At 71.6% G+C, this 26,927-nt stretch carries 23 protein-coding genes and 1 pseudogene; 6 read left to right on the top strand and 18 right to left on the bottom strand.

Translation table 11 applies throughout. The features are described from left to right. Window positions 1-173: 173 nt before the first annotated feature. Entirely contained in the window at window positions 174-2,270 is a 2,097-nt protein-coding gene (locus LCE31_RS14365; protein ID WP_225014635.1) for an APC family permease, read from the bottom strand. Window positions 2,271-2,782: 512 nt separating this feature from the next. On the opposite strand from LCE31_RS14365, the gene LCE31_RS14370 reads away from it, so the two are divergent. Both LCE31_RS14370 and LCE31_RS14375 read left to right on the top strand, forming a co-directional pair. Next, on the top strand, window positions 2,783-3,451 hold the full coding sequence (locus LCE31_RS14370; RefSeq protein ID WP_225014636.1) for a potassium channel family protein: 669 nt from the start codon (window positions 2,783-2,785) through the stop codon (window positions 3,449-3,451). Next, the gene (locus LCE31_RS14375) at window positions 3,451-4,119 is read left to right on the top strand and encodes a potassium channel family protein (protein WP_225014637.1); all 669 of its coding nucleotides are present in this window, start codon (window positions 3,451-3,453) and stop codon (window positions 4,117-4,119) included. Before LCE31_RS14370 ends, LCE31_RS14375 begins: the two co-directional genes overlap by 1 nt. 379 nt (window positions 4,120-4,498) lie before the next feature. On the opposite strand, the gene LCE31_RS14380 is transcribed toward LCE31_RS14375, so the two are convergent. The 11 genes from LCE31_RS14380 to dut form a co-directional block, all read right to left on the bottom strand. Beyond that, complete coding sequence (locus LCE31_RS14380) at window positions 4,499-5,365, bottom strand: DUF3159 domain-containing protein (protein ID WP_225014638.1); 867 nt, start codon at window positions 5,363-5,365, stop codon at window positions 4,499-4,501. 3 nt (window positions 5,366-5,368) lie between these two features. Next, window positions 5,369-5,755 (bottom strand): OB-fold nucleic acid binding domain-containing protein, encoded by a 387-nt coding sequence (locus LCE31_RS14385; RefSeq protein ID WP_225014639.1) that lies wholly within the window; start codon window positions 5,753-5,755, stop codon window positions 5,369-5,371. 117 nt (window positions 5,756-5,872) lie between these two features. Then, window positions 5,873-6,595, bottom strand: a complete 723-nt coding sequence (locus LCE31_RS14390) for a response regulator (RefSeq protein WP_225014640.1) — start codon at window positions 6,593-6,595, stop codon at window positions 5,873-5,875. A gap of 26 nt (window positions 6,596-6,621) precedes the next feature. Beyond that, on the bottom strand, window positions 6,622-9,165 hold the full coding sequence (locus LCE31_RS14395; RefSeq protein WP_225014641.1) for an ATP-binding protein: 2,544 nt from the start codon (window positions 9,163-9,165) through the stop codon (window positions 6,622-6,624). Window positions 9,166-9,307: 142 nt separating this feature from the next. Beyond that, entirely contained in the window at window positions 9,308-10,042 is a 735-nt protein-coding gene (locus LCE31_RS14400; protein WP_374118467.1) for an ABC transporter ATP-binding protein, read from the bottom strand. A 212-nt stretch (window positions 10,043-10,254) separates the two neighbouring features. Then, window positions 10,255-10,947, bottom strand: coding sequence for a potassium-transporting ATPase subunit C (locus tag LCE31_RS14405; RefSeq protein ID WP_225014642.1), 693 nt, complete (start codon window positions 10,945-10,947; stop codon window positions 10,255-10,257). Between the two features lie 5 nt (window positions 10,948-10,952). Next, window positions 10,953-13,052, bottom strand: coding sequence for a potassium-transporting ATPase subunit KdpB (gene kdpB, locus LCE31_RS14410; protein ID WP_225014643.1), 2,100 nt, complete (start codon window positions 13,050-13,052; stop codon window positions 10,953-10,955). Between the two features lie 44 nt (window positions 13,053-13,096). Further along, window positions 13,097-14,821, bottom strand: a complete 1,725-nt coding sequence (kdpA, locus tag LCE31_RS14415) for a potassium-transporting ATPase subunit KdpA (RefSeq protein ID WP_225014644.1) — start codon at window positions 14,819-14,821, stop codon at window positions 13,097-13,099. A 2-nt stretch (window positions 14,822-14,823) separates the two neighbouring features. Next, complete coding sequence (kdpF, locus tag LCE31_RS40835) at window positions 14,824-14,913, bottom strand: K(+)-transporting ATPase subunit F (RefSeq protein ID WP_225014645.1); 90 nt, start codon at window positions 14,911-14,913, stop codon at window positions 14,824-14,826. A gap of 344 nt (window positions 14,914-15,257) precedes the next feature. Continuing rightward, window positions 15,258-16,061, bottom strand: a complete 804-nt coding sequence (locus LCE31_RS14425) for a DUF3710 domain-containing protein (RefSeq protein WP_225014646.1) — start codon at window positions 16,059-16,061, stop codon at window positions 15,258-15,260. Window position 16,062: 1 nt separating this feature from the next. Then, window positions 16,063-16,575 (bottom strand): dUTP diphosphatase, encoded by a 513-nt coding sequence (dut, locus tag LCE31_RS14430; RefSeq protein ID WP_225014656.1) that lies wholly within the window; start codon window positions 16,573-16,575, stop codon window positions 16,063-16,065. 73 nt (window positions 16,576-16,648) lie between these two features. Here dut and LCE31_RS14435 point away from each other — a divergent pair, with 73 nt between their 5' ends. Continuing rightward, window positions 16,649-17,107: a DUF3093 domain-containing protein gene (locus tag LCE31_RS14435; RefSeq protein WP_225014647.1), complete on the top strand. Its 459-nt coding sequence runs from the start codon at window positions 16,649-16,651 to the stop codon at window positions 17,105-17,107. 250 nt (window positions 17,108-17,357) lie between these two features. On the opposite strand, the gene LCE31_RS14440 is transcribed toward LCE31_RS14435, so the two are convergent. The 4 genes from LCE31_RS14440 to LCE31_RS14455 form a co-directional block, all read right to left on the bottom strand. After that, complete coding sequence (locus LCE31_RS14440) at window positions 17,358-18,287, bottom strand: hypothetical protein (protein WP_225014648.1); 930 nt, start codon at window positions 18,285-18,287, stop codon at window positions 17,358-17,360. Between the two features lie 10 nt (window positions 18,288-18,297). Beyond that, window positions 18,298-18,594: a DUF4193 domain-containing protein gene (locus tag LCE31_RS14445; RefSeq protein WP_030350183.1), complete on the bottom strand. Its 297-nt coding sequence runs from the start codon at window positions 18,592-18,594 to the stop codon at window positions 18,298-18,300. A gap of 407 nt (window positions 18,595-19,001) precedes the next feature. Further along, window positions 19,002-20,240, bottom strand: a complete 1,239-nt coding sequence (locus LCE31_RS14450) for a sensor histidine kinase (protein ID WP_225014649.1) — start codon at window positions 20,238-20,240, stop codon at window positions 19,002-19,004. A gap of 5 nt (window positions 20,241-20,245) precedes the next feature. After that, window positions 20,246-20,899: a response regulator transcription factor gene (locus LCE31_RS14455; protein WP_225014650.1), complete on the bottom strand. Its 654-nt coding sequence runs from the start codon at window positions 20,897-20,899 to the stop codon at window positions 20,246-20,248. Between the two features lie 537 nt (window positions 20,900-21,436). Between LCE31_RS14455 and LCE31_RS14460 the strand changes: the two genes are divergently transcribed. Beyond that, on the top strand, window positions 21,437-21,610 hold the full coding sequence (locus LCE31_RS14460; RefSeq protein WP_225014651.1) for a hypothetical protein: 174 nt from the start codon (window positions 21,437-21,439) through the stop codon (window positions 21,608-21,610). A gap of 173 nt (window positions 21,611-21,783) precedes the next feature. Here the strand turns inward: LCE31_RS14460 and LCE31_RS14465 are convergent, their stop codons facing one another. Continuing rightward, on the bottom strand, window positions 21,784-22,614 hold the full coding sequence (locus LCE31_RS14465; protein ID WP_225014652.1) for an inositol monophosphatase family protein: 831 nt from the start codon (window positions 22,612-22,614) through the stop codon (window positions 21,784-21,786). A 50-nt stretch (window positions 22,615-22,664) separates the two neighbouring features. Then, window positions 22,665-23,792, bottom strand: coding sequence for a ferrochelatase (locus LCE31_RS14470; protein WP_225014653.1), 1,128 nt, complete (start codon window positions 23,790-23,792; stop codon window positions 22,665-22,667). 129 nt (window positions 23,793-23,921) lie between these two features. Here LCE31_RS14470 and LCE31_RS14475 point away from each other — a divergent pair. Together LCE31_RS14475 and LCE31_RS14480 are read left to right on the top strand one after the other, a co-directional pair. Next, a pseudogene (locus LCE31_RS14475) lies at window positions 23,922-25,118 on the top strand (MFS transporter); the annotation flags it as partial. Window positions 25,119-25,134: 16 nt separating this feature from the next. Continuing rightward, window positions 25,135-26,625 (top strand): D-arabinono-1,4-lactone oxidase, encoded by a 1,491-nt coding sequence (locus tag LCE31_RS14480; protein ID WP_225014654.1) that lies wholly within the window; start codon window positions 25,135-25,137, stop codon window positions 26,623-26,625. The last annotated feature ends 302 nt before the right edge of the window (window positions 26,626-26,927 follow it).

Below are 26,927 nucleotides of genomic sequence, written 5' to 3' on the forward strand. Positions count from 1 at the left end.
CCCCCGCCACCCCCCCCCGCCCCCCCGCCCCCCCCCACCCCCCCCCCGCCGGGGGGGGGGGGGGGGCGGGGGGCGCGCCGCCCCCCCCCCCCCCCCCCCCCCCCCCCCCCCCTCTCGTGCGTCCGGTGGCGCCGCCCGCGCGGCGTACGGCCGGTGGCGGCGCGGGCGGCGGATCAGTGCTTGGTGCCCGTGCCGTTCGTGCTTTTCACGTCGCCGCTGCCGCCGGTCCCGCCCGTGTCCTCGCGGCGCACATGGACGGGGCCGCGCCGCACCGAGCCCGGGGCGCTCCATTCGGCACGCTTGCGGGCCCGGCGCCTGGCCAGTTCGGACGATTCCAGCTGATACGGCACCGAGGTGACCATGACGCCCGGCATGAACAGCAGCCGGCCCTTCAGCCGCAGCGCGCTCTGGTTGTGGAGCAAGTGCTCGTACCAGTGGCCCACGACGTACTCGGGGATGTAGATGCTGATCGCGTCACGCGGGTTCTCCGTGCGCAGCGACCGTACGTACTCGATGATCGGCCGGGTGATCTCGCGGTACGGCGAGTCCAGGATCTTCAGCGGCACGTTGATGTTGCGCCGCTCCCAGTCCTCGCGGAGCGCCTTCGTCTCCGCCGGGTCGACGCTGATGCTGAGCGCCTCCAGCGTCCCGGTCCGCATCAGCTTCGCGTAGCCGAGAGCGCGCAGGGTGGGCCGGTGGACCTTGGAGACCAGCACGATGGAGTGCACGCGCGACGGCCGCACCGTCTCGTCGGACGGGCCCTGCGGCGCGGACAGCTCCTCGGCGATGCGGTCGTAGTGCTTCCTGATCGCCGTCATCGTGCCGTAGAAGATCACCATGCCGAGGACGGCGACCCACGCGCCGTGGGTGAACTTGGTGGCGAGGACGACGACGAGGACGACGCCCGTCAGGAACGCGCCGAAGGCGTTGATCGCGCGCGAGCGCATCATCCGGCGGCGCTTCGCCTGGTCGCGTTCGGTGCGCAGGTGCCGGTTCCAGTGCCGGACCATGCCGGTCTGGCTGAGCGTGAAGGACACGAACACACCGACGATGTACAGCTGGATCAGCCGGGTGGAGTCCGCTCCGTAGATCACCACGAGCAGGGCGGCGGCCCCTGCCAGCAGGATGATGCCGTTGGAGAACGCGAGACGGTCGCCGCGGGTGTGCAGCTGGCGGGGCAGGTAGCGGTCCTGCGCCAGGATCGAGCCGAGGAGCGGGAAGCCGTTGTACGCGGTGTTCGCGGCCAGGAACAGCACCAGCGCGGTCGCCGCTGCCAGCACCACGAAGAGGAAGGTGCCCTCCCCGAAGACCGCGGAGGCCACCTGGGTGATGACCGGGTCCACCACGAAGCCGCCGCCGACCGGGCGGCCGTTGGCGCGCAGCAGGTCGACGGCGGGGTTGTCGGCCATCCGTACCTTGGTGGTCACGGCGAGCGCCATGATCCCGCAGAACATGACGACGGCCAGGCCGCCCATGAGGGCCAGCGTGCTGGCGGCGTTCTTGCTCTTGGGCTTGCGAAAGGCGGGGACGCCGTTGCTGATCGCCTCGACGCCGGTGAGCGCCGCACAGCCGGACGAGAACGCCCGCAGCAGCAGGAACAGCATGGCGAACCCGGCGAGGCCGGAGTGCTCGGGCTTGATGTGCAGGGCGGACGTCGGCGCGTGCATGACGTCGCCGAGCGCGAGTCCCCTGAAGGCGCCCCAGGCGATCATGATGAAGACGCCGCCGACGAAGACGTACGTCGGGATGGCGAACAGCTTGCCCGACTCGCGCACGCCCCGCAGGTTCATCAGGGTCAGGACGACTATGACCGCGACCGCGCAGATCACCTTGTGCTGCACGACGAACGGGATCGCGGAGCCCAGGTTCTCCACGCCTGAGGAGATGGAGACCGCGACCGTCATCACGTAGTCGACCAGCAGGGCGCTGGCCACGGTCAGGCCGGCCTTGGGGCCGAGGTTGGTGGTGGCGACCTCGTAGTCGCCGCCGCCGCTCGGGTACGCGTGCACGTTCTGCCGGTACGAGGCGACGACGGTGAACATGAGGACCGCGACGGCGATCGTGATCCAGAGGGAGAAGTGGTACGCCGACACACCCGCCACCGAGAGCACGATCAGTACCTCGCCGGGCGCGTACGCCACGGAGGACAGCGGATCGGAGGCGAACACGGGCAGCGCGATGCGCTTGGGGAGCAGGGTCTCCCCGAGCTTGTCGCTGCGCAGCGCCTGCCCGATCAAGATCCGTTTGGGCACGTCGGTCAGTTTGGACACGGGGAGGATGGTATGCGTTCGAACAGCTGAGTGTGCAGCCAGCTCCCGAAATCCTCAGTTTCGCTGATCACACCGCTGTGACGAGTGACTCTGACGCCTCCGGTACGCCCTCTTGTCGTACCTTTGTCGCTCCGTCGCCGCGGCGTTCGCCGCCCCCGCCCAGCAGGGCCGTGTCCGTGACAGCTCCGTCGCCGCGGGCGTTCGCCGTCCCCCGCTCGGTTGGGCCCTGTCCGTGACGTTCTGCCTCCCTCAGCGCGCCGGCCCGCGCCCGTCGTACCGCCGTCCGCGCGCGGAGGGGGTGACCGCCGCCGTTCACGGGGCAGACGCCCCACGGTACGGGGATGGCGGCAGCCCGGGGGATGCCGCATAAGCTCGTGCCGCTGGGTCGCCACGCACGGCGGCCCCGAGGACGACACGACCCAGGTGCCCGGCACGTGGACAAGGATGAGTGAACAGGTGTTTTCGCAGATCGGTGCGATCGGTGCGGCAACCAGGAGTGCGGGGTACTTCACGTGCACATCGTGATCATGGGATGCGGGCGGGTGGGCGCCGCGCTCGCGCAGACCCTGGAGGAGCAGGGCCACTCGGTCGCCGTGGTCGACCAGGACCCGACCGCGTTCCGCAGGCTCGGTGCCGGGTTCGGCGGTCGCCGGGTCAACGGGGTCGGTTTCGACCAGGACACCCTGCGCGAGGCGGGGATCGAGGAGGCCGGGGCGTTCGCCGCGGTGAGCAGCGGTGACAACTCCAACATCATCGCGGCCCGGGTGGCGCGTGAGATGTTCGGCATCGAGCATGTCGCGGCCCGTATCTACGACCCGCGCCGCGCCGAGGTCTACCAGCGCCTCGGCATCCCCACGGTGGCGACGGTCCGCTGGACGGCGGACCAGATGCTGCGGCGGCTGCTGCCCTCGGGCGCGGAACCGCTGTGGCGGGACCCGAGCGGCGGCGTACAGCTCGCCGAGGTGCACACGCCGGAGACCTGGATCGGTCAGCGGGTCAGCAGGATGCAGGAGGATACGGGCGTACGGGTCGCCTTTCTGACGCGGCTCGGCGAGGCGATGCTGCCCACGGCCGACACGGTGCTCCAGGAGGGCGACCTCGTGCACGTGATGATGCGTACGGACGAGGTGGAGAAGGTCGAGACGGCGTTCGCCGCGGGCCCGGACGGAGGGCACAACTGATGCGCGTCGCCATTGCCGGAGCGGGCGCGGTGGGCCGGTCCATCGCCGGTGAGCTGCTGGAGAACGGCCACGAAGTCCTCCTCGTCGACAAGGCGCCGACCGCGATCTCGGTCGAGCGGGTGCCGATGGCGGAGTGGCTGCTCGCGGACGCGTGCGAGATCACGTCGCTCGACGAGGCCGCCCTGCAGCGGTGCAACGTGGTCATCGCCGCGACGGGAGACGACAAGGTCAACCTCGTGGTGTCGCTGCTCGCGAAGACGGAGTACGGCGTGCCGCGCGTGGTGGCCCGCGTGAACAACCCGAAGAACGAGTGGCTCTTCAGCGAGGCGTGGGGGGTGGACGTGGCGGTGTCCACGCCGCGTCTGATGTCCGCGCTGGTGGAGGAGGCGGTGAGCGTCGGCGACCTGGTGCGCCTGCTGCGCTTCAGCCAGGGCGACGCCAACCTGGTGGAGCTGACGCTCCCGCCGGAGTCGGCGTTCTCTGGGACGCAGGTCGGCGACGTGACCTGGCCCGAGGACACCTCGCTGGTCACGATCATCCGGGGGACGCGGGTGCTCACGCCGGGCCCTGAGGAGACGCTGGAGGCCGGGGACGAGCTGCTGTTCGTGGCGGCGCAGGCGCGTGAGGAACAGCTGGAGGAGCTGCTCTCGGTCCATCGGGAGCCCTGACCTCCCCGGCCCCTCGCGGGGACCTGCCCGGCCCCTCGCGGGCCGGGCCCGTACGGGTACGACATCCCGGCCCCGGGCGGGGCCCCCCCCCCCGGGCCGCGGGGGGGGGGGGGGGGCGGGGGGCGGGGGGGGCCCGGGGGGGGGGGGCCCCCCCCGGGCCCCCCCCCCGGCCCCCGGCGCCCCCCCCCCGGGGGCCCGCGCCCGGGGCCGTGTCGTGCCGGGCGCGGCCGGGAAACGGCGGAGTGCCCCCGTCCGGTGGGCGGGGGCACTCGGTGGACTCTCAGGGCCCTGGCTGTACGAGGCGAGGTACCGGGAGCGCCGCACAGGCGAGGCGGGGTACCGGGAGCGCCGCACAATCGGGAGGCCGCTCCCGGCGCCGCTACGCGCCTCTGCGGTGCCGCGCGGGACCCGCCTTGGGTGCCTTGGCCGACGCGGTCCCCGCCTCCGCCTCCGGCTCGGACGAGAGGGCCGTCTCCCACGAGGACAGGGCCTCGTCGGACGCCGGGGCGGGCGGCCCGGACGGGGACGCCGCCGCCTCCTCGCGTGCCCTGTCGGCGGCCTCGGCCGCCTCCATCTCCGCGAAGACGTCGATCGGCGCGGGCGCCTTCGCCAGGAACACCCAGGTCAGCCAGACGGCCAGCAGGAACGGCGGGATCTTCAGCGACACCAGCACCCAGCCGAGCTGCGTCGCGTCCCCCCAGACGTAGAGCGGGAAGAGGATCGCGCACTTCGCGAGCAGGATGAGTCCCCAGGCCCAGCTCGACTTGGTGTACGCCTTCCTGCGCCCGGGGTTGCGGGTCCGCCAGGAGAGGTTCTCCTTGAAGATCGGGCCGAGGATGACGCCGATCAGCGGGACGCCGGCGAGCGTGGTCACGAGGTACGCCAGCGCGAGGCCGAGCGTGTAGAGCAGGCCCGGCAGGTAGAAGCCCTTGGCGTTGCCGGTGAACATCGCGAAGGCCACGCCGAAGGCCACCCCGAAGACGCCGCTGAAGGCGTGCTTCTTCGTGTCGCGGCGCACCAGCCGTACCGCGAGGAGCACGAGCGACACCGCGAGCGCGGCGACCGCCGATGTCTTCAGGCTCTGGTTGATGGTGTAGATCGTGACGAACAGCAGGCCGGGCAGGACGGTTTCGACCATCCCCCGCACCCCGCCGAAGGCCTCGAAGAGCGCGGCTTCTGTGACCGCCCTCGCGTCGTCGGAGGAACCGCCCGGGGAGGGCTCCGCGGGCTTGTCCAGTGACGTCACGGACTACTCCTGTCCGAGCGGTCGCAGCTCGTATCGGGGATTGAACAGGACCCGGCGGCCGTGGCTCATCGAGATCCGGCCGTACGCGGTCATCTTGCGGCCCGGCTCGATGCCCACGATGGAGCGGCGGCCGAGCCACACCACGTCGAGGAGCGCCGTGCCGTCGAACAGCTCCGCCTCCAGGGCGGGAACGCCGGCCCGCGGCCGCAGGGTGACCGTCCGCAAGGTACCAGTGACACGGGCCATCTGCCGGTCGTCGCACTCGGCGATGCGGGTGCAGCCGGACGCCTGCGCGTCCTCCCGCAGTTCCTCGGACTCCAGGTCCTCCTGGGAGCTGGAGAGCCGGTCGAGCATCCGGCGGAACCGGCCGGTGGCCTTCTCAGCACTCATACGTAGAGCGTACCGGGGCCCGTGCGCCGCCGGTCCCCGGCGGCGGCCTCGTCCGGTCCGCGCGGACGTCCGCGGGTCCGCGCCGTGATCCGCAGGCGCGATCCGGCCGCGACCGGATCACCGTTCGAAGCGGTAGCCCATGCCCGGCTCGGTGACGAAGTGCCTCGGGTGTGACGGGTTCTGTTCCAGCTTGCGCCGCAACTGCGCCATGTAGACGCGCAGATAGTTCGTCTCGGTGCCGTAGGACGGGCCCCAGACCTCCTGGAGCAGCTGCTTCTGGCTGACCAGGCGGCCCGCGTTGCGCACGAGGACCTCCAGCAGGTGCCACTCCGTGGGGGTGAGCCGTACGTCCTTCCCGTCCCTGTTGACCTTCTTCGCCGCCAGGTCCACGGTGAAGCCGTCCGTCTCCACGACCGCGCCGCCTTCGTCGCCCTCCGCGCCGACCGGTTCCGCGCGCCGTACCGCGGCGCGCAGCCTGGCCAGCAGCTCGTCCATGCCGAACGGCTTGGTGACGTAGTCGTCGGCGCCCGCGTCCAGCGCCTCGACCTTCTCGTCGGAGGTGTGGCGGGCGGACAGCACCAGGATCGGTACGCGCGTCCAGCCGCGGAGCCCCTTGATCACCTCGACGCCGTCCATGTCGGGCAGGCCGAGGTCGAGGATCACGACGTCGGGGTGGCGGGCCGCGGCGAGCTCCAGCGCGGACGCGCCGTCGGCTGCGGCCTCCACCTCGTACTTGCGGGCCTTCAGGTTGATCACCAGGGCACGGACGATCTGCGGCTCGTCGTCCACCACGAGCACCCTCACGGGGGTGCGGGGGTCCCCCCCGACGGGATGCTGCATGCCTGCCTGCCTTTCCGCCTGCCGGTTCACGAGGTGATCTCGGCGGGTAGTTCGGGGCGGGCCGGGTCCACGCCGGCCGCCGCTTTGAGGGTGAGCACCATGGTCATGCCGCCGCCCGGGGTGTCCTCGGCCTCCAGCGTGCCGCCCATGGCCTCGAGAAAGCCGCGGGCCACGGCGAGGCCGAGGCCGACACCGGCGCCGCGCGGCGCGTCGCCGTGGCGCTGGAAGGGCTCGAAGATCCGTTCCTTGGCCTCGTCGGGCACGCCGGGGCCGCGGTCCGCCACGCGTACCTCCACACGGCCGCCGATGGCGCTCGCGTGGACGGTGACGGGGCGGTCGTCGGGGCTGTACTTCACGGCGTTCTCGACGATGTTGGCGACGGCGCGCTCCAGCAGGCCCGCGTCGACCGCGACCATCGGCAGCGTCTCGGGGATGTCGAGGTCCACGCTCTCCTCCGGCACGCCGACGAGCGAGATCGGCACGACCTCGTCGAGGTCGGTGACCCGGATCATCGGGGTGACGGTGCCGGTCTGGAGCCGGGTGATGTCGAGCAGGTTGCCGACGAGGTGGTCGAGCCGGTCCGCGCCCTCCTCGATGCCTTCGAGGAGCGCCGCCTCGTCCTCCTCGGACCATTCGACGTCCTGCGAGCGCAGCGAGCTGACGGCCGCCTTGATGCCGGCCAGCGGGGTGCGCAGGTCGTGGCTGACGGCGGCCAGCAGCGCCGTACGGATGCGGTTGCCCTCGGCGAGCTCGCGGGCCCTGGAGGCCTCGCCGATCAGGCGCTGCCGGTCGAGTACGACGGCGGCCTGCGCGGCGAACGCGGCGAGCACGCGCCGGTCCTCAGCGGGCAGGACGCGGCCCGAGAGGGCGAGCGCCATGTGGTCGCCGACGGGCATGTCGACGTCGGCGTCCTCGGGGCGCAGGCACGGCTGGGGCCCCACGCTGCCCGCGCGGGTCCACGGGTCGACGTCGCTCTGGCGTTCCAGCAGCGCCACCGACTCCATCGCGAACGTCTCGCGTACGCGCTCCAGCAGGGCGTCCAGCGTGGTCTCGCCGCGCAGGACGCTTCCGGCCAGGAACGAGAGGATCTCGGACTCGGCCCTGAGTCTCGCGGCCTGGTGGGTGCGGCGGGCGGCCTGGTCGACGACGGACGCGACGCAGACGGCGACCGCGAAGAACACCACGAGCGCGACGACGTTCCTGGGCTCCGCGATGTCCAGCGTGTGGGACGGGGGCGTGTAGTAGAAGTTCAGCAGCAGGGAGCTGAGGGCGGCCGAGGCGAGCGCGGGCAGCAGCCCGCCGAAGAGGGCCGCGAGCACCGTCATGAAGAGGAACAGCAGGACGTCGTTGGACAGGCCGAGCGGGTCGGACAGCGACGACAGCAGCAGCGTCAGCAGGACCGGCGCGACGACGGCCAGCAGCCAGCCCCAGATGATGCGGGAGCGGCCGAGCCGGGCGCCGCGTGCCACGGGCAGGCCGCGGCCCTTGGCGACGCGGTCATGCGTGACGATGTGGACGTCGAGATCGGGTCCGGACTCGCGGGCGACGGTCGCGCCGACGCCGGGGCCGAAGACGTACTGCCAGCTCTTGCGGCGGCTGGAGCCGAGCACGACCTGGGTGGCGTTGACGCCGCGGGCGAATTCCAGCAGCGCCGAGGGGACGTCGTCCCCGATGACGTGGTGGAAGGTGCCGCCGAGGTCCTCGAGGAGCGCGCGCTGGACGGCGAGCTCCTTGGGCGAGGGGGCGGTGAGGCCGTCGCTGCGGGCGATGTAGACGCCGAGGATCTCGCTGCCCGAGCCCTTGGCCGCCACCCGGGCGGCGCGGCGGATCAGTGTGCGCCCCTCGGGTCCGCCGGTCAGGCCGACGACGATGCGCTCCCTGGCCTGCCAGGTGGAGCGGATGTTGTGTTCGCCGCGGTACTGCTGGAGGTACTCGTCGACCCGGTCGGCGACCCACAGCAGCGCGAGCTCGCGCAGCGCGGTCAGGTTGCCCGGCCGGAAGTAGTGGGAGAGCGCGGCGTCCATCTTGTCGGGTTTGTAGATGTTGCCGTGGGCCATGCGGCGGCGCAGCGCCTGGGGCGACATGTCGACCAGCTCGATCTGGTCGGCGCGCCTGACGACCTCGTCGGGCACGGTCTCGCGCTGCCGTACGCCGGTGATGGTCTCCACGACGTCGCCGAGCGACTCCAGGTGCTGGATGTTGACGGTGGAGACGACGTCGATGCCGGCCCGGAGCAGTTCCTCGACGTCCCGCCAGCGCTTGGCGTTGCGGGAGCCGGGCACATTGGTGTGCGGCAGCTCGTCGACCAGGGCGACGGCGGGCGCGCGCTCCAGCACGGCGTCCACGTCCATCTCCGTGAAGACGGTACCGCGGTACTCGATCTCCTTGCGGCGGACCTCTTCGAGCCCCCGCAGCATGACCTCCGTACGGGGCCGCTCATGGTGTTCCACGAAGGCCACGACGACGTCCGTGCCGCGCTCCACCCGGCGGTGGGCCTCGGAGAGCATCGCGTACGTCTTGCCGACGCCGGGAGCCGATCCGAGGTAGATCCGAAGCTTGCCGCGTCCCATGGCCCCATTGTCTTCCCGCGTAGGAGCCGACGCGTGCGACGCGTCGCCTCCCTCGAAGCTACAGCCCCTGACCACGGCGAAAGGGCCGGAAGGGGGAGGCACGCGGGCGTCTTGACAGGATTCTGACGGCGCTGCCGCCCGGTCAGCCCGCGGCGGTGACCCGCCCGTCGTCGAGTTCGAGTACGCGGTCGGCGAGGCCGAGGAGCTGGGCGTCGTGCGTGGCGACGAGCGCGGTGACGCCCTCCGCCCGTACGACGGCGCGCTGCAGCTCCATGACGGCGAGGCCGGTGTCGGCGTCGAGCTGTCCCGTGGGCTCGTCGGCGATCAGCAGGGCGGGCCGGTTGGCCAGGGCGCGGGCGATCGAGACGCGCTGCTGCTGGCCGCCGGAGAGCTCGCCAGGGCGCTGCGCCGCGTGGTCGGCGAGGCCCACGAGGCCGAGCAGCAGCTCGACGCGTTCCTCGCGCTCGCGGGGGTCGGTCCTGCGCAGCCGCAGGGGGACGCCGACGTTCTCGGCCGCGCTGAGGATGGGGATGAGGCCGAATGCCTGGAAGACGAAGCCGATCCGGTCGCGGCGCAGGGCGAGCAGCCCGTGCTCGCCGAGTGCGGTGAGGTCGGTGCCGTCGACGGTGACGGTGCCCTCGTCGGGGGTGTCGAGGCCGCCGACCAGGTTGAGCAGCGTCGTCTTGCCGGAGCCCGACCGGCCCTTGAGCGCCACGAGCTCGCCGCGCTCCACGGTGAGGGAGACGCCGCGCAGCGCGTGCACGGCGCCGGCGCCGGTCCCGTAGGAGCGGTGCAGGTTCTCGACGCGCACCATGGGGCCTTCGGCCGGTGCGGTGGCGAGCATCGTGCGGGCGCTCTCGTTCTCGTTTGCGTTCATCGGTCCCCCCATGGCCGCTGTGCGGGACCGGGTGCGCCGTGCGGCGCTACGTCCCGCCGCCCGTTTCCCGCGCGTACGCGCCGCGGGCATCGGCGCGGGTGCCGTATCCGGTCCGGCGCCAGTATGGCGGACGGCCGGTCGCGGGCACACGGCCGCGGTGGTCCGGCTCCGGTGCGGAGCGGCCCCACCGCGGTGCGTGCCGCTCGCGGGCCTCAGCCCGTGCGGGCGGCGACGAGGTCCTTCACGGCGATGTTGAGCTGGAGGACGTTGACCCGGGGATCGCCGACGAAGCCGAGGACGCGGCCCTTGGTGTGGTCGTCCACGATCTTCTGGACCCGCGCGACGCTGAGGTGGTTGACCTGTGCGACCCGGTGCACCTGGAGGTCCGCGTAGGCGGGCGAGATGTCCGGGTCGAGGCCGGAGCCCGAGGAGGTGACCGCGTCCGGCGGCACCTGGGAGGGCCGCACGGTGTAGCCGGGCACCGTGTTGTCCTTGACCACGGCGGCCTTGAGGTCCTTCACGCGCGAGATCAGGTCCGTGTTGTCGCCCGCCAGGTTGGTGGCGCCCGACACCAGCAGGTCGTAGCGCGTGTTCATGCCGTTGGCCCGGTTGGAGCCGAGGCCGAAGGACGGGCGCGGCTGGAACCAGTGGAGGTCCGGGGCGGCGGTCTGCTGTCCCTTCTTGAGCGGCAGGTCGTACGTCTGCCCGATCGAGGTGGAGCCCACGACCTTGCCGCGGTCCTTGATCTCGGAGCCGTTGGCCTTGCCGTGGAACGCGGCCTGTGCGACTCCTGTGACGACCAGGGGATAGATCACGCCGGTCACGACGCTGAGGACGATCAGGGCGCGGAGCGCCGCCCACAGCAGTCGAACGGTGCTGCCTGCGGAGATTCGGGTGTTGGCCATGGGGGTCACCGGACGCCGGGGATGGTGGAGATGATCAGGTCGATGATCTTGATGCCGATGAACGGCGAGACCAGGCCGCCGAGACCGAAGACCAGGAGGTTCCTGCGGAGCATCCTGTCGGCGGTCTGCGGCCGGTAGCGCACGCCCTTCAGGGAGAGCGGCACCAGCGCGACGATGATCAGCGCGTTGAAGATGACGGCGGACATGATCGCGGACCGGGGTGAGTCCAGCCGCATGATGTTCAGCTTGTCGAGGCCCGGATAGGCAACGGCGAACATCGCGGGCAGGATCGCGAAGTACTTCGCGACGTCGTTGGCGATCGAGAACGTCGTCAGGGCGCCGCGCGTGATGAGCAGCTGCTTGCCGATCTCGACGATCTCGATGAGCTTGGTCGGGTTGGAGTCCAGGTCCACCATGTTCCCGGCCTCCTTGGCGGCCGAGGTGCCGGTGTTCATGGCCACGCCGACGTCGGCCTGCGCGAGTGCCGGGGCGTCGTTCGTGCCGTCGCCCGTCATGGCGACGAGCTTGCCGCCGCTCTGCTCGCGCCTGATCAGCGCCATCTTGTCCTCGGGCGTCGCCTCGGCGAGGAAGTCGTCCACGCCGGACTCGTCCGCGATCGCCTTGGCGGTCAGCGGGTTGTCGCCCGTGATCATGACGGTCTTGATGCCCATGCGCCGCAGCTCGTCGAACCGCTCGCGCATGCCCTCCTTCACGACGTCCTTGAGGTGGACGACGCCGAGGACCCGTGCGCCGCGCGCGTCCGCCTCCGCGACCAGCAGCGGGGTGCCGCCTGCCTCGGCGATGCGGTCCGTGAGCGTTCGGGTGTCGTCGGAGACGGTGCCGCCGTGGTCGCGGACCCAGGTGACGACGGAGCCTGTGGCGCCCTTGCGGACCTTGCGGACGGAGCCGTTCTCGTCGATGTCGACGCCCGACATGCGGGTCTGGGCGGTGAACTCGACCCACTCGGCCCCCGTCAGCTCGCCCTGGGTGCGCTCGCGCAGCCCGTAGCGCTCCTTGGCGAGGACGACGACGGAGCGTCCCTCGGGGGTCTCGTCGGCGAGGGACGAGAGCTGCGCGGCGCCGGCGAGCGCGTCCTCCCGCACGCCCTTGACGGGCACGAACTCGGCGGCCTGGCGGTTGCCGAGCGTGATGGTGCCGGTCTTGTCGAGCAGCAGGGTGGAGACGTCGCCCGCGGCCTCGACCGCGCGCCCCGACATGGCGAGGACGTTGCGCTGCACGAGGCGGTCCATGCCGGCGATGCCGATCGCGGAGAGCAGGGCGCCGATGGTGGTCGGGATGAGGCAGACGAGAAGGGCGATCAGCACGATGCTGGTCTGCGGGCTACCCGCGAAGGACGCGAACGGCTGGAGGGTGACGACCGCGATCAGGAAGACGATGGTGAGGGACGCGAGAAGGATGTTCAGCGCGATCTCGTTGGGCGTCCTCTGCCGTGCCGCCCCCTCGACCAGCTTGATCATCCGGTCGATGAAGGTCTCGCCGGGCTTGGTGGTGATCTTGATGACGACGCGGTCGGAGAGGACCTTCGTACCGCCGGTGACCGCGCTGCGGTCGCCGCCGGACTCGCGGATCACGGGGGCCGACTCGCCGGTGATGGCCGACTCGTCGACGGAGGCCACGCCCTCGACGACATCGCCGTCGCCGGGGATGACGTCGCCGGCCTCGCACACGACGAGGTCCCCGACGCGCAGGTCGGTGCCCGGGACCTGCTCCTCGGCGCCGCCGGTCAGGCGGCGCGCGACGGTGTCGGTCTTGGCCTTGCGCAGGGTGTCGGCCTGCGCCTTGCCGCGGCCCTCGGCGACCGCCTCCGCGAGGTTGGCGAAGACCGTCGTCAGCCACAGCCAGGCCGCGACCGCCCAGCCGAACCAGTCGCCGGGCGACGTGCAGGCGTAGACCGTGGTCAGTACGGACCCGATCTCGACCACGAACATGACGGGCGACTTGACCATCGCGCGGGGGTCGAGCTTCCTGCACGCCTCGGGGAAGGATCTGAGGAGCGCGGAGGGGTCGAAGAGACCGCTTCCCACGCGCCCGTTCCCCGAGGGCACGTCCGAGTGCGGCGCACGCGTCGGAGTGACAGTGGACATCGCATCGTCCTCTTGCTTCACAGGGTGTTTCACACGGGATGGGGTCATGACGAGAGCCCCTCGGCGATCGGGCCGAGCGCGAGCGCGGGGAAGTACGTCAGACCGGTGACGAGCAGGGTCGTGCCGACCAGGAGGGTCGCGAACAGCGGCTTGTGCGTACGCAGGGTGCCCACCGTGTCCGGTACGGGTTTCTGCTCGGCGAGCGATCCGGCGAGGGCCAGGACGAACACCATGGGCACGAAGCGGCCCAGCAGCATCGCGAGGCCGATCGTCGTGTTGTACCAGTCGGTGTTCGCGTTGAGGCCCGCGAAGGCGGAGCCGTTGTTGTTGGAGCCCGAGGTGAACGCGTACAGGATCTCGGAGAACCCGTGCGCGTGGGAGTGCGAGACCGCCGTCGACGCCGTGTTGAGGATCGAGTCGGGCGGGGTCGCGAGCGCCACGGACAGGGCCGTGAAGACGAGTACCAGCGTGGGCGTGATGAGGATGTAGAGCGCCGCGAACTTCATCTCGCGGGAGCCGATCTTCCTGCCCAGGTACTCGGGCGTGCGGCCGACCATCAGACCGGCGACGAACACGGCGATGATCGCCAGGATCAGCATGCCGTAGAGGCCGGACCCGACACCGCCGGGGGCGACTTCGCCGAGCATCATGCCCAGCATGGTCAGGCCGCCGCCGAAGCCGGTGTAGGACGAGTGGAAGGAGTCGACCGCGCCGGTGGAGGTGAGGGTCGTGGTCGTCGCGAACAGCGAGGAGCCGCCGACGCCGAAGCGGGTCTCCTTGCCCTCCAGGGCGCCGCCCGCGAGGTGGAACGCCGGGCCGCCGTGGTGGAACTCCGTCCACATCATGAGGGCCGAGAAGCCGATCCAGATCGTGGCCATCGCCGCGAGGATCGCGTACCCCTGCTTGACCGAGCCGACCATCGTGCCGAAGGTGCGGGTGAGGGCGAAGGGGATGACCAGGATCAGGAAGATCTGCAGGAGGTTCGAGAGCCCGTTGGGGTTCTCGAAGGGGTGCGCGGAGTTGGCGTTGAAGTAGCCGCCTCCGTTGGTGCCCAGTTCCTTGATGGACTCCTGGGAGGCGACGGCGCCGCCGTTCCACTGCTGCGAGCCGCCCATGAACTGGCCGACCTCGTGGATGCCGGAGAAGTTCTGGATCACGCCCATGGCGACCAGCAAAATCGCGCCTATGAAGGCGATGGGCAGCAGGATGCGGACGGTGCCGCGCACCAGGTCGGCCCAGAAGTTGCCGAGCTCACCGGTGCGCTCGGAGGCCCCCTCGCGCGAGCGGAGCCGGGCGCTGGGGCGGGCGAAGCCCCGTACGAGCGCGATGGCCACGGCCATGCCGACGGCGGCCGAGACGAAGTTCTGGACGGCGAGGCCGCCCGTCTGGACGACGTGGCCCATCGTCTGCTCGCCGGAGTACGACTGCCAGTTGGTGTTGGCGACGAACGAGGCGGCGGTGTTGAAGGACTGCGCGGGGCTGACGGACGCGAAGTCCAGCGAGCCGGGAAGGACTCCCTGCACGCGCTGCATCAGGTACAGGAACAGCAGGCTGACCACCGAGAAGGCGAGAACGCCGCGCAGGTACGCGGGCCAGCGCATGCCGGTGTCGGGATCGACTCCGGCGCACTTGTAGAGCCATCTCTCGACTCTCCAGTGCTTCTTCGACCGGTAGACGCCCGCCATGTAGTCGCCGAGCGGGCGGTGGACGAGGCCGAGCACCACGATCATGGCGAGCAGCTGGAGCACGGCTGAGGGGACGGGGCCCATGCTCAGAACCTCTCCGGGAGGACGAGCGCCGCGACCAGGTAGCCCAGCAGGACGACGGCTACGGCGAGCCCGATGATGTTCTCGACGCTCACAGCTTCGCCACCGCCTTCGCGATGACGGCCACCAGCGCGAAAGTCGCGAGCGTGGTGAGGACGAAGGCCACGTCGGCCATCGTGTGCTCCTAGTTGAGAAGTGGGGGTGGAAACGTCTGACTCACCGAGGAAACCCCCTGCCGGGGAGGACTCGACGCGCGTTGACGGCTCCCATACGGCCCGTGCCGCCCCCTTTACGGAGTCCATATGCCCCCACCAGTGACCAGCACAAATAGCGGCGGGCCGCACTCCGTCCAATGGAGTACGGCCCGCCGCCGGGCACTGCTTTCAGGTCAGATTGTCATGCGGCTCCCGACACACGTTCCGTGCCGGCTCCGGCTTGTTCAGCGCACCTCTGTGATCTCGGGACCGCGCTGGAGCTGTCCCATGCCACCGGAGAAACGGGAGCCCTCCTGCTCCTCCTGCTGCACGCCTTCCGGAACCATCTGCGCGTCGTTCGGCAGCTTCAGCACGATGGGATCGCGCGGGGCCATCGGCCCCTCGCCCCGGACGATCACGGTGTCCCTGAAGACCTGCTCCAGCAGACCCGCCGTCTCCGGCTGGACGGCTCCCTGGCCGGAGATCACGCCGCGCAGGAACCAGCGCGGCCCGTCGACACCGACGAAGCGCACCAGCTGCACCCCGCCCGTACCGTCCGGGAGCTGCACGGGCACCTGGGCGCGCAGCTCCCAGCCGAGCGGGCCCTCGACCTCGTCGATGATCCCTCCCTGCTGGGTGATGCCGGAGGCGATCTCCTCGCGGACCTCGCCCCAGATGCCCTCCTTCTTGGGAGCGGCGAACGCCTGGAGCTGTACGGCGCTGTCCCGCAGCACGACGGTGGCGGCGACGATCGCGTCGCCCGCGACCTCGACCCGCAGCTCCATGCCCTCGACGCCGGGCACGAACATGCCGCCCAGGTCGACCCTGCCGTCCTCCGGCTTCGAGACCTCGGTACTGTCCCAGGGTCCGTCCGGCCTGGGCGCCGGAGGAAGATTCACGCGGCGGGCACTGTCCGCCCCGGCCGCCTCGGCCGCCGTCCCGGCTTCTTCGCCCGCGTCCGCGTCAGTGCCGTCGAGGAGCGTCTCGTCCTCGCCCGCTGCGTCCGTCGCGTCCTCTGCGGAACCGTTCTTCTTGCGACGTCCGAACACGTCACTGTCCTTCCCGGTCGGATACGACCGAAGCGTATCGATTCCCACCCTGTGTACCGTCCGTGGCGGCATGACCACCGGTGGACCCGAAGCCCCCCTCGGCCCGCGCGGACCCGGGGAGTTCCGCCACCTCGTGGAAGCGGATCTTCTCGACCTGCTGGACAACCAGTTGGGCAATCCGGTCGAACCGCTCGAACCGCACGCTCTCGCGCGGGTCCAGATTGACCACGATCACCTTGATCTCTCCACGGTACCCGGCATCCACCGTGCCGGGGGAATTCACGAGAGCCACTCCGCACCGCGCTGCCAGGCCGGACCTGGGGTGCACGAAGGCCGCGTACCCGTCGGGCAGGGCGATCGACACCCCGGTCGGGAGCACCGCGCGCTCGCCGGGGGCCAGCTCGGCGGCCTCGGTGGTCACCAGATCCGCGCCCGCGTCGCCGGGGTGCCCGTACGCCGGGAGGGGCACCTCGGGATCGACACGGCGGATCAGGACGTCAACAGGGGGTCTCAGTGGGGTGTAGCTCACATGCGCAGACCTTACCCGCGCGACAGCGCCCATAGGTCCCCGTGTCAAGCTAGCCCTCATGGAGCCCTCCGCCCTGCGCTACGAAGAACGCCTCACCGCCCCCAAGTCCTGGTGGGTCATCGCCGGCCTGTTCGGGATCTGCGGGGCGCTGATCCTGCTGCCGCTCGGTCCGATCCCCATGCTGGCCGGGCTGGTGGGTGTCGGGGCGATCGCGATGGGCGTCGTCAGTTCCTACGGCTCCGTGCGCATCCGTGTGGTGGGCGACTCACTGGTCGCGGGCGACGCCCGCATCCCGCTGGCGGCGCTCGGCGAGCACGAGGTGCTGGACCCGGAGGAAACCCAGGCCTGGCGGCTGCACAAGGCGGACCCCCGGGCCTTCATGCTGCTGCGCAGCTATGTCCCCACGGCGCTGCGGGTCGTCATCACGGACCCCGCGGACCCCACGCCCTACGCCTATCTCTCCACGCGGGACCCGCACGGTCTCGCGGCGGCGCTGGAAGGCGCTCGCGCGCTCTGAGCGGGAGCCGTCCGCGACGGCGGCCCGAGCCGCACAACGAGCGCTGAGCAACGGGCTGCGCGGAGGCTGAGCACAGGGCCGCGCGAGCGTCGAGCGCCGGGCTGCGCGAGTGCTGAGCGCCGGGCCGGTTTCCCGCTCGGCACGCTCCGCTCGGCGGGCGCTCAGATCGGCGGGAGAGCGCGCAGGCGGCTCGTACCGGATCATCCGCGCCCTGCGGCCACGGTCGCGGGTCGCGCCGGGCCCTCGGGAGTCAGTGCCCGAGCTCGGGCGGGAGTTCGGGCGGCAGCTTGGCGAGGCGCTCGATCGGCGGGAGGGCGGGCAGATCCTCCCAGGCCACCTGCGTCTTGCGCAGATCCTTGCGGATGTGGGCCGCCACGTGCTTGGTGTCCCTGCGGTTCATCATGGCGCCGACGGCGGCACCGATCATGAACGGGACGAGGTTCGGCAGGCTGCGCACCGTGCGCTTCATGATCTGCTGGCGCAGCTCACGCTTCATGCCGCTGCTGAGGGCCCCGTTGAACGTCGCGGGCCGCGTGACGTCCACCCCGCGCTCCTCGGTCCAGGAGCGCACATAGGCGAGGCCGCGCTCCCTGAGGTTGCCGGGCGGACGGCGTCCGTAGACCTCGTGCAGCTCGGCGATGAGCTTGATCTCTATGGCGGCCACGGCCGTGATCTCGGCGGCCAGCTCGGCCGGGAGGGCCGGCGGGACGGGCAGCATCGCGGCGGCGCCCACACCCGCGCCGACGGTGGCGCTGGACGCCGCGGCCCCCGCCACCAGCTTGTCCGCGATCTCCTCGGGGCCGAGCCCGGGGAAGTGCCCGCGCAGGGTCTCCAGGTCGCGGACCGGGATACGCGGAGCGATGTCGATGATGCGGTCGGCGACGAATCCAAGGCCGGCCCTGGCGCCCGCCCCGCTCTTGCGTACGCCCCTCTTGACGGTGTCGAAGCGCCTCCTGGTCGGGAGAGGCTGCTCCGGCGCGTCCGGGCCGTCTGCGAGCGAGGCCGCAGGGCCCCGCTCGTCGTCGCGTGCGCCGCTCGGCGGCAGGGAGGGGGCGGGGACCGCGCCGGACTCCTCCGGGACGTCCTGTGCCGGGTCCGAGCCGCCCTGGCGCGCCGCCGGAGAGGCCTTGCCCGGCCCCGGTCGAAAGCGCCGCTTCCGGGAAGGGGACTCGCCTGCCACGGCCAGAACCTCAGTCGCAGTCGCGGCAGATCGGCTGGCCGTTCTTCTCCCTGGCCAGCTGCGAGCGGTGGTGCACGAGGAAGCAGCTCATGCAGGTGAACTCGTCGGCCTGACGCGGCAGGACGCGGACCGAGAGCTCCTCGTTGGAGAGGTCGGCCCCGGGCAGCTCCAGGCCTTCCGCCTGCTCGAACTCGTCCACGTCGACGGCGGAGGTCGACTTGTCGTTACGACGCGCCTTCAGTTCTTCCAGGCTGTCCTGGTCGACGTCGTCGTCGGTCTTGCGTGGGGTGTCGTAGTCGGTAGCCATTCTCGGTGCTCTCCCCCTGTGGGTGTCTGTGGTGTCTTCAGCGCACGTAACGCATGAGAGGCCGGACTTGTGCCCGACCTGAGGCGGAGATTTTGCCTCACATCAAGGTCTGTTACTCAATCGACACCCAACTGCACTGATCACGAATGATCGGCTTCGGGTGGCGAAGGGGACCGTACACGGTCCTGAGGTCGTGCGACGCAGGCACCACCCCGTGTACTTCCCGTGAGCGCACCCCCCGGAAACCCGGACTTTACCGGCCTTCCGACAGATGTTTGATCACGGAACGTAGGTGAAAGCGAAAACATTCCTGTGATCCGTCGCACAAACGACCGATCAGGCGGCATGCCCAAAATTCCGCGCAAAGCGAACAAGGCTGTGGGCTCTGCGACAGTGGAGGCACGGGCTCACACGGGCAACGTGACACGCATCACGAGCCCACCTCCCTCGCGCGGCTCCGCCGCGATGCGCCCCCCGTGCGCCCTTGCGACCGAGCGTGCGATGGAAAGCCCGAGCCCTACGCCCTTGTCGCTGCCCGTGCGCTCCGTCCGCAGCCGTCGGAACGGCTCGAACAGGTTGTCGATCTCGTACGCGGGCACGACCGGCCCCGTATTGGACACCTCAAGGACCGCCTGGCCCTGCTGGACGTCCGTACGCACCTCGACCCAGCCGTCGTGCGCCACGTTGTAGCGGACGGCGTTCTGTACGAGGTTCAGCGCGATCCGCTCCAGCAGCACGCCGTTGCCCTGGACGACGGCGGGGACGCACTCCGTCCGCATCCGCACGTTCTTCTGCTCCGCCTCCGCGGAGGCCTGGTCGACCGCGCGCGCGGCGACCTCCGCGAGATCGACCGGTTTTCGCTCCACGAGCTGGTTCTCGCTGCGGGCCAGGAGCAGGAGCCCCTCCACCAGCTGCTCGCTCCGCTCGTTGGTGGACAGCAGCGTCTTTCCGAGCTGCTGGAGCTCGGGAGGGGCGCCGGGGTCGGACAGGTGCACTTCCAGCAGCGTTCTGTTGATCGCCAGCGGCGTACGCAGTTCGTGCGACGCGTTGGCCACGAAGCGCTGCTGGGAGGAGAAGGCCCGCTCCAGGCGCTCCAGCATCTCGTCGAAGGTGTCCGCCAGCTCCTTGAACTCGTCGTCCGGGCCGTCCAGCTCGATCCGGCGCGAGAGGTCCGTGCCGACGACGCGCCGCGCGGTGCGCGTGATGCGGCCGAGCGGGGAGAGGACCCGGCCGGCCATCGCGTAGCCGAAGGCGAACGCGATGATCGTCAGACCGACCAGTGCGAACAGGGACCGGGTGAGGAGATCGTCCAGGGCCTGCGCCCGCTCGTGGTTCACGCAGTCGTTCATCGCGGCGTTGGTCTGGGCGGCCGTGGCCTGCGCCTCGAAGTGGCAGGCGGCGCTGCCCCTGATCTGGCCCGAGACGATCTCGAACGGCAGGTCGCTGCCCACATGCAGGGCCTGCGCGGCGAGCAGGTAGATGATCGACAGGAGGAGGATGCCGGCGATCAGGAACATCCCGCCGTACAGCAGGGTGAGACGTATCCGGATCGTGGGGCGCAGCCACGGGACCACCTGTTCTGCGGGCCATCGCGGGTCCCAGGTCGGCTTCGGGGGCGCGTCCGGCGGCGCGGGGTGGGAGGCCACGCGCGTCAGATCCGGTAGCCGGAGCCGGGCACGGTGACGATCACCGGAGGCTCCCCGAGCTTCCTGCGCAGCGTCATCACCGTGACCCTGACCACGTTGGTGAAGGGGTCCGTGTTCTCGTCCCACGCCTTCTCCAGGAGCTGCTCGGCGGAGACCACGGCACCCTCGCTGCGCATCAGTACTTCCAGGACGGCGAACTCCTTGGGCGCGAGCTGGATCTCGCTCCCGTCGCGGAAGACCTCGCGCCTGTTCGGGTCGAGCTTGATCCCCGAGCGCTCCAGGACCGGCGGCAGCGGCACCGTGGTGCGGCGGCCGAGCGCGCGGACCCGGGCGGTCAGCTCGGTGAAGGCGAACGGCTTCGGCAGGTAGTCGTCGGCGCCCAGTTCGAGCCCTTCGACGCGGTCGCTGACATCGCCGGAGGCTGTGAGCATCAGCACCCTGGTCGGCATGCCGAGCTCCACGATCCTGCGGCAGACGTCGTCACCGTGCACCAGTGGCAGATCGCGGTCGAGCACGACCACGTCGTAGTCGTTGACGCCGATGCGCTCCAGGGCCGCGGCCCCGTCGTACACGACGTCGACGGCCATGGCCTCCCGGCGCAGTCCGGTCGCCACCGCATCGGCGAGCAGCTGCTCGTCCTCGACGACGAGTACGCGCACGTCCCTGGTCCTTCCGTTCGAGACCCGCGCCCGCGCCGGGGCAGGTGTCACCACGCTTCTTGCGCCCCCATCCTGCCCTTTTCGCGCGTAAACCGGCGGTAAGACGCCGGGGCGCGGCCCTCGGGAGGCTGTGCCCGGGGCGAGAAGGCAGGCCGTTCCGCGCGGGCGGGCGCGGTCCCGCCGGAATCCGCCGGGACGCGACGGGAGGCGCCGCCGGGGCGCGGAGGGACGGCGCGGAGGGACGGCGCGGAGGGACGGGACGGTGGGACGGGACGGGAAGCGGTGGAGTCCCGGGGCGGAAGGAACCGAAGATCCGGCGGGAATAGGCGCGATACCCGGAGAAGTTGAGGTTTCCTGCCCGCCCGGCTTGGGGAAGACCCCTTCACACCCGAGATCACACCCGAGCGCGGCTGTTCCTTCCGCGTTCTGTTTTCCAGTAGGCAGAGGGATCGTGATCACCCGCCGTCGGCACTTCTGTGCCACCCGACGACCACGTCGGCACACCCCCGTGCCACTGACCCACGACGAGGGGGCGCAATGGACGCATTCACCGCAGGGCTCCTCCAGCGCATAAAGACCACGGAAACCGAGATGACCAAGGCCCGCGAAGAGGGCGACGACTTCCTCGCCGATGTCGAGCAGGAGGAGCTGGAAGATCTGCGCCGGCTCGCCGCGGAACACGGCGTGGAGGTGAGTACGGCGAGCGCCTGAGCGCGGACCGTACACCGACGCCGTCCGACAGACGGCCGTGCGTGCGAAGGACCCCGGTGCCGAGGGGAAGGCGCCGGGGTCCTTCGGCGTGCGCTGTGCGGCGGGCCGCCCGCGCGGGGTGCGCCCGCGGCGGCTGTCCGCCCGGCCGGGCCTGTTCCACGGCCCGCGCGGGCTCAGTCGTGCCAGGCGCCGTACTCCTCCAGCAGGCTCTGGAGCGGCCCGAAGACGCCGGGCGAGGCGGCCACGGTCAGCCCGTCGTGCGGCGGTTCGCCCGGCCTGCCGCCGGTGAGCGCGCCCGCCTCACGGGCGATCAGGTCGCCCGCCGCGTAGTCCCAGGGATGCAGGCCGCGCTCGTAGTAGCCGTCGAGCCGGCCCGCCGCGACGTCGCACAGGTCGATCGCGGCGGAGCCGGCCCGCCGGATGTCGCGCAGCCGCGGGATCAGCCGGTGGGCGACCGCCGCCTGGTGGGTGCGCACCGACTCGACGTAGTTGAAGCCCGTCGACACCAGCGCCTGGTCGAGGGGCGGCGAGGGCCGGACGGCGAGGCGCCTCTCCCCCACCCAGGCGCCACCGCCGCGCACCGCGCGGCAGGTCTCCCGGCGCATGGGCGCCTCGACGACGCCGACGAGCGTCTCGCCGCCGTACTGGACCGCGACGGACACGGCCCAGGTGGGCAGGCCGTACAGGTAGTTGACCGTGCCGTCGAGCGGGTCGATCACCCAGCGGAACCCGGTGGTTCCCTCGCTGTTCGCACCCTCCTCGCCGAGGATCGCGTCGTCGGGCCGGTGGCGCGCGAGGAAGCCGGTGATCAGCTTCTCCGCGGCGATGTCCATCTCCGTCACCACGTCGATGGGGCTCGACTTGGTCGCGGCGACGGCCAGGTCGTCGGGCCGCCCGTCGCGCAGCAGGGCGCCGGCGCGGCCCGCGGCCTCCAGGGCGAGTTCGAGCAGGCGCGCGGTCAGGGCGTCGTCGGGGCCGCTGGACGGGGGCTGTGCGTCGTTCACGTGGTGCTCCTTACGGACGGGCGTCAGGTGTACGGACGGACAGGGCGGCGTCAGGCGTACGGGCTGTCGGCGCCCGCCGCGGCCGGCTTCGGGGCGCGGGCCGGACAGCAGCCCACCGGGCACAGGTCGTGGCTGGCGCCGAGCGCGCCGAGCGCGCAGCGCTCCGGCCGCTCGCCCCGCTCCGTCGCCGCGCGCTCCAGGACGAGGTCCCGGACGGCCGCGGCGAAGCGCGGGTCGGCGCCGACGGTGGGTGAGCGGCGCACCGGCAGGCCGAGCTCCGCCGCCTTGGCGGTGGCCTCGGTGTCGAGGTCGTAGAGGACCTCCATGTGGTCGGAGACGAAACCGATGGGCACCATCACGACGGCGGGCACGCCCTCGCCGTGCAGGGTCTCCAGGTGGTCGCAGATGTCCGGTTCGAGCCACGGCGTGCCGGGGGCGCCACTGCGGGACTGGTAGACGAGCTGCCAGGGGTGCTCGACGCCGGTCTCCTCGCGGACGGCCTCGGCGACCAGGCGCGCGACGTCGAGGTGCTCGGCGACGTAGGCCCCGCCGTAGCCGTGGCCGGACTCCGGCCCCGACGTGTCGGCGGCGGAGGTCGGGATGGAGTGGGTGGTGAAGGCGAGGTGCGCGCCCGCGCGTACGTCCTGCGGCAGGTCGGCGAGCGAGGCGAGGACGCCGTCGACCATGGGCCGGACGAAGCCCGGGTGGTTGAAGTAGTGCCGAAGCTTGTCGACCCGGGGCAGTTCCAGCCCTTCCGCCTCCAGGGTGGCGAGCGCGTCGGCGAGGTTCTCGCGGTACTGGCGGCAGCCGGAGTACGAGGCGTACGCGCTGGTCGCGAGGACGGCGATGCGGCGGCGGCCGTCGAGGACCATCCGACGCAGTGTGTCCGTGAGGTACGGCGCCCAGTTCCGGTTTCCCCACTCGACGGGCAGGTCGACGCCGTTCTCCGCGAAGTCCGCGCGCAGGGCGCCGAGCAGGGCGCGGTTCTGCGCGTTGATCGGGCTGACTCCGTCGAAGAGGTAGTAGTGCCGGCCCACCTCCTTCAGCCGCTCGCGCGGGATACCGCGTCCGCGGGTCACGTTCTCCAGGAACGGAATGACATCGTCCGGCCCTTCGGGGCCACCGAAGGACAGCAGGAGAAGGGCGTCGTAGGGAGATGTGACTGGCTCATCGGGCATGGTCCCGATCCTGCCATCGCACGCTTATTCCGTAACAACCGGCACCGCGGAACTCGTAACCTGTACGGGCGCATTTGGTTCCTTACCAGCCGCGTCCCCGATCCCCCACGAGCAGCGCCGGAGCGCCCGTTGCCCAGTCCCTACCGCGAGATCTTCACCGCTCCCGGCGCCTGGAGGTTCAGCGCGGCCGGCCTGCTCAGCCGGATGCCGCTGTCGATGACCGGCATCGGGGTCGTGACGATGGTCTCGCAGCTGACCGGGCGCTACCGGCTGGCCGGCGCGCTGTCCGCGACGATGGCCGTCTCCGTGGCGGTGCTCGGGCCGCAGGTGTCCCGGCTCGTCGACCGGCACGGGCAGCGGCGCACGCTGCGGCCCGCCACGCTGATCTCGGCCGCCGCCCTGGCCGGACTTCTCGTCTGCGCCCAGCAGCGGGCCCCCGACTGGACGCTGTTCGTCTTCGCGGCCTGCGTCGGAAGCGTGCCGAGCGTCGGCGCGATGGTGCGGGCGCGCTGGGCGGCGCTGCACCGGGACGCGCCGGGGCTGCTGCACGCCGCGTACTCCTGGGAGTCGGTGGTCGACGAGGTCTGCTTCATCATCGGCCCGATCGTCTCCATCGGACTTTCGACGTCGTGGTTCCCCGAGGCCGGCCCGCTGGTCGCGGGGGTCTTCCTGGTGGGCGGCGTCGTCTGGCTCAGCGCGCAGCGGGCGACGGAGCCGGTGCCGCACCCGCCCGGGGAGCACACGGGACGCTCGGCGCTGCGCTCGACGGGACTCCAGGTGCTGGTGGTGACGTTCGTGGCGACAGGCACCATCTTCGGCGCGATCGACGTGGCGACGGTCGCCTTCGCGGACGGACTCGGCCACAAGAGCAGCGCCAGCCTGGTCCTCGCGGTGTACGCGCTCGGCTCGTGCCTCGCGGGAGCGGCGTTCGGCATGGTGCGGATGTCCGGACCGGTGGCGCGGCGGTGGCTCGGGGGTGTCATCGCGATGGCCGTGAGTATGATCCCCCTCCAACTGGCCGGGAATCTGCCGTTCCTGGCCGCGGCGCTGTTCGTCGCGGGGCTCACGGTCGCACCGACCATGGTGTCGACGATGGGACTCGTCGAGGCGCACGTGCCACGCAGCGCGCTGACCGAGGGCATGACCTGGACCAGCACCGGGCTCGCCGTCGGCGTCGCACTCGGCTCGTCGGCCGCGGGATGGGTGGTCGACGCGGCGGGGGCGCGGGCGGGGTACGCGGTGCCCGGTGTGGCGGGGGCGGTCGCGGCCGTGGTGGCGGTGCTCGGCCACCGCCGGCTGAGCAGGCCGGCCACCGTGTCCTGGCGGAAAGGGCGTGAGGCCGATGGAGTCCCGCGAAACCCCCACGAACCACACGAACAGCACGAACAGCACGAACAGCCCGCGCACCACGGGCAGTACGAGCAGCACGAGCAGCACGGGTCATACGGGCAACACGGGCAGGAGCGGCCCGGCCCCGACGGCGGCGAAGGGCAGGAAGGGCAGGAGGTCCCGCGTCCCCTGGCGTGAGTCCCGCGCCTCGGCCTCCTGGCGCAACTGGGCAGGCAACGTCACGGCGCGTCCCGCCCGGGCCGTCGCCCCCGGCGGGGCCGCCGAGCTGGCGGACATCGTGCGCAGGGCGGCGCAGGACGGGCTGAAGGTGAAGGCCGTAGGTACGGGCCACTCCTTCACGGCCGTGGCGGCCACCGACGGAGTCCTGATACGCCCGGACCGGCTGACCGGCATACTCGCGCTGGACCGTGCCGCCGGTACGGTCACGGTGGCCGCGGGCACCCCGCTGCGGACACTGAACGCGGCGCTCGCCCGCGCGGGGCTCTCGCTCACGAACATGGGCGACATCATGGCGCAGACCGCGGCGGGCGCGGTCTCCACGGGCACGCACGGCACGGGCCGCTCGTCGGCGTCGATCGCCGCGCAGATCACGGCGCTCGAACTGATCACGGCGGACGGCTCGCTGCTGCGCTGCTCCGCCCAGGAGAACGCGGACGTCTTCGCGGCGGCCCGGATCGGGCTCGGCGCCCTCGGCGTCCTGACGTCGGTCACCTTCGCCGTGGAGCCGGTCTTCCTGCTGACGGCCCGTGAGGAGCCGATGGCGCTGGAGCGGGTGCTCGCGGAGTTCGAGGAGCACGTGACCGGGAACGAGCACTTCGAGTTCTACTGGTTCCCGCACACCGCCAACTGCAACACCAAGCGCAACAACCGCACCGCGGGTCCCGTCGACCCGCCCGGCCTGCTGCGGGGCTGGCTGGACGACGAGCTGCTGTCCAACGGAGCCCTGAAGGTGGCGTGCTCCGTGGGGCGCGCCGCGCCCATGGCCATCCCCGCGATCGCCCGCGTGTCCAGCCGCGCGCTGTCGCCCCGTACGTACACGGACATCCCCTACAAGGTGTTCACGTCACCGCGGAGGGTGCGCTTCATCGAGATGGAGTACGCGCTGCCGAGGGCGGCCGCGCCCGAGGCGCTGCGCGAGGTGAAGGCGATGGTGGACCGCTCGCCGCTGCGGGTGAGCTTCCCCGTGGAGGTACGGACCGCGCCCGCCGACGACATCACGCTCTCGACGGCGTCGGGCCGGGACAGCGCGTACATCGCGGTGCACCTCTACCGGGGCACGCCGCACCAGGCGTACTTCGGCGCGGTGGAGCGGATCATGGTCGCACACGGCGGCAGGCCGCACTGGGGGAAGATCCACTCCAGGGACGCGGAGTACCTGGCGGGGGTCTATCCGCGCTTCGGGGAGTTCACGGCGCTGCGGGACCGGCTGGACCCGGACCGGGTCTTCGGCAACCACTACCTGCGACGGGTGCTGGGCGGCTGAGGGACCGTGCGAGCGACGCACGCACCGCCGCCCTTTCACCCTCTTTTGGGTGAATGGGTGACGGTGCGTGAATGGGTGACGGTACATGCCGCGCGGATCGCCGTGGACGACGACGGGACAGACACGGGGACGACGACGGGACGGACGGGAACAGCCGAGCACGACGGGCAGCGGGTAGCGGGCAGCGGCGGGAGCCGGGCGGTGCGGTCAGCCGGCGGTGGAGCCGTCCGCCCCGTCCGTCCCGGAGCCGTCCTGCCCGCCGCCGCTCGCGCCGGTCCCGGCGGGGGCAGACGGGGTCGGGG

It is taken from the genome of Streptomyces sp. 8L (genome assembly GCF_020176795.1).
GTDB lineage: Bacteria > Actinomycetota > Actinomycetes > Streptomycetales > Streptomycetaceae > Streptomyces.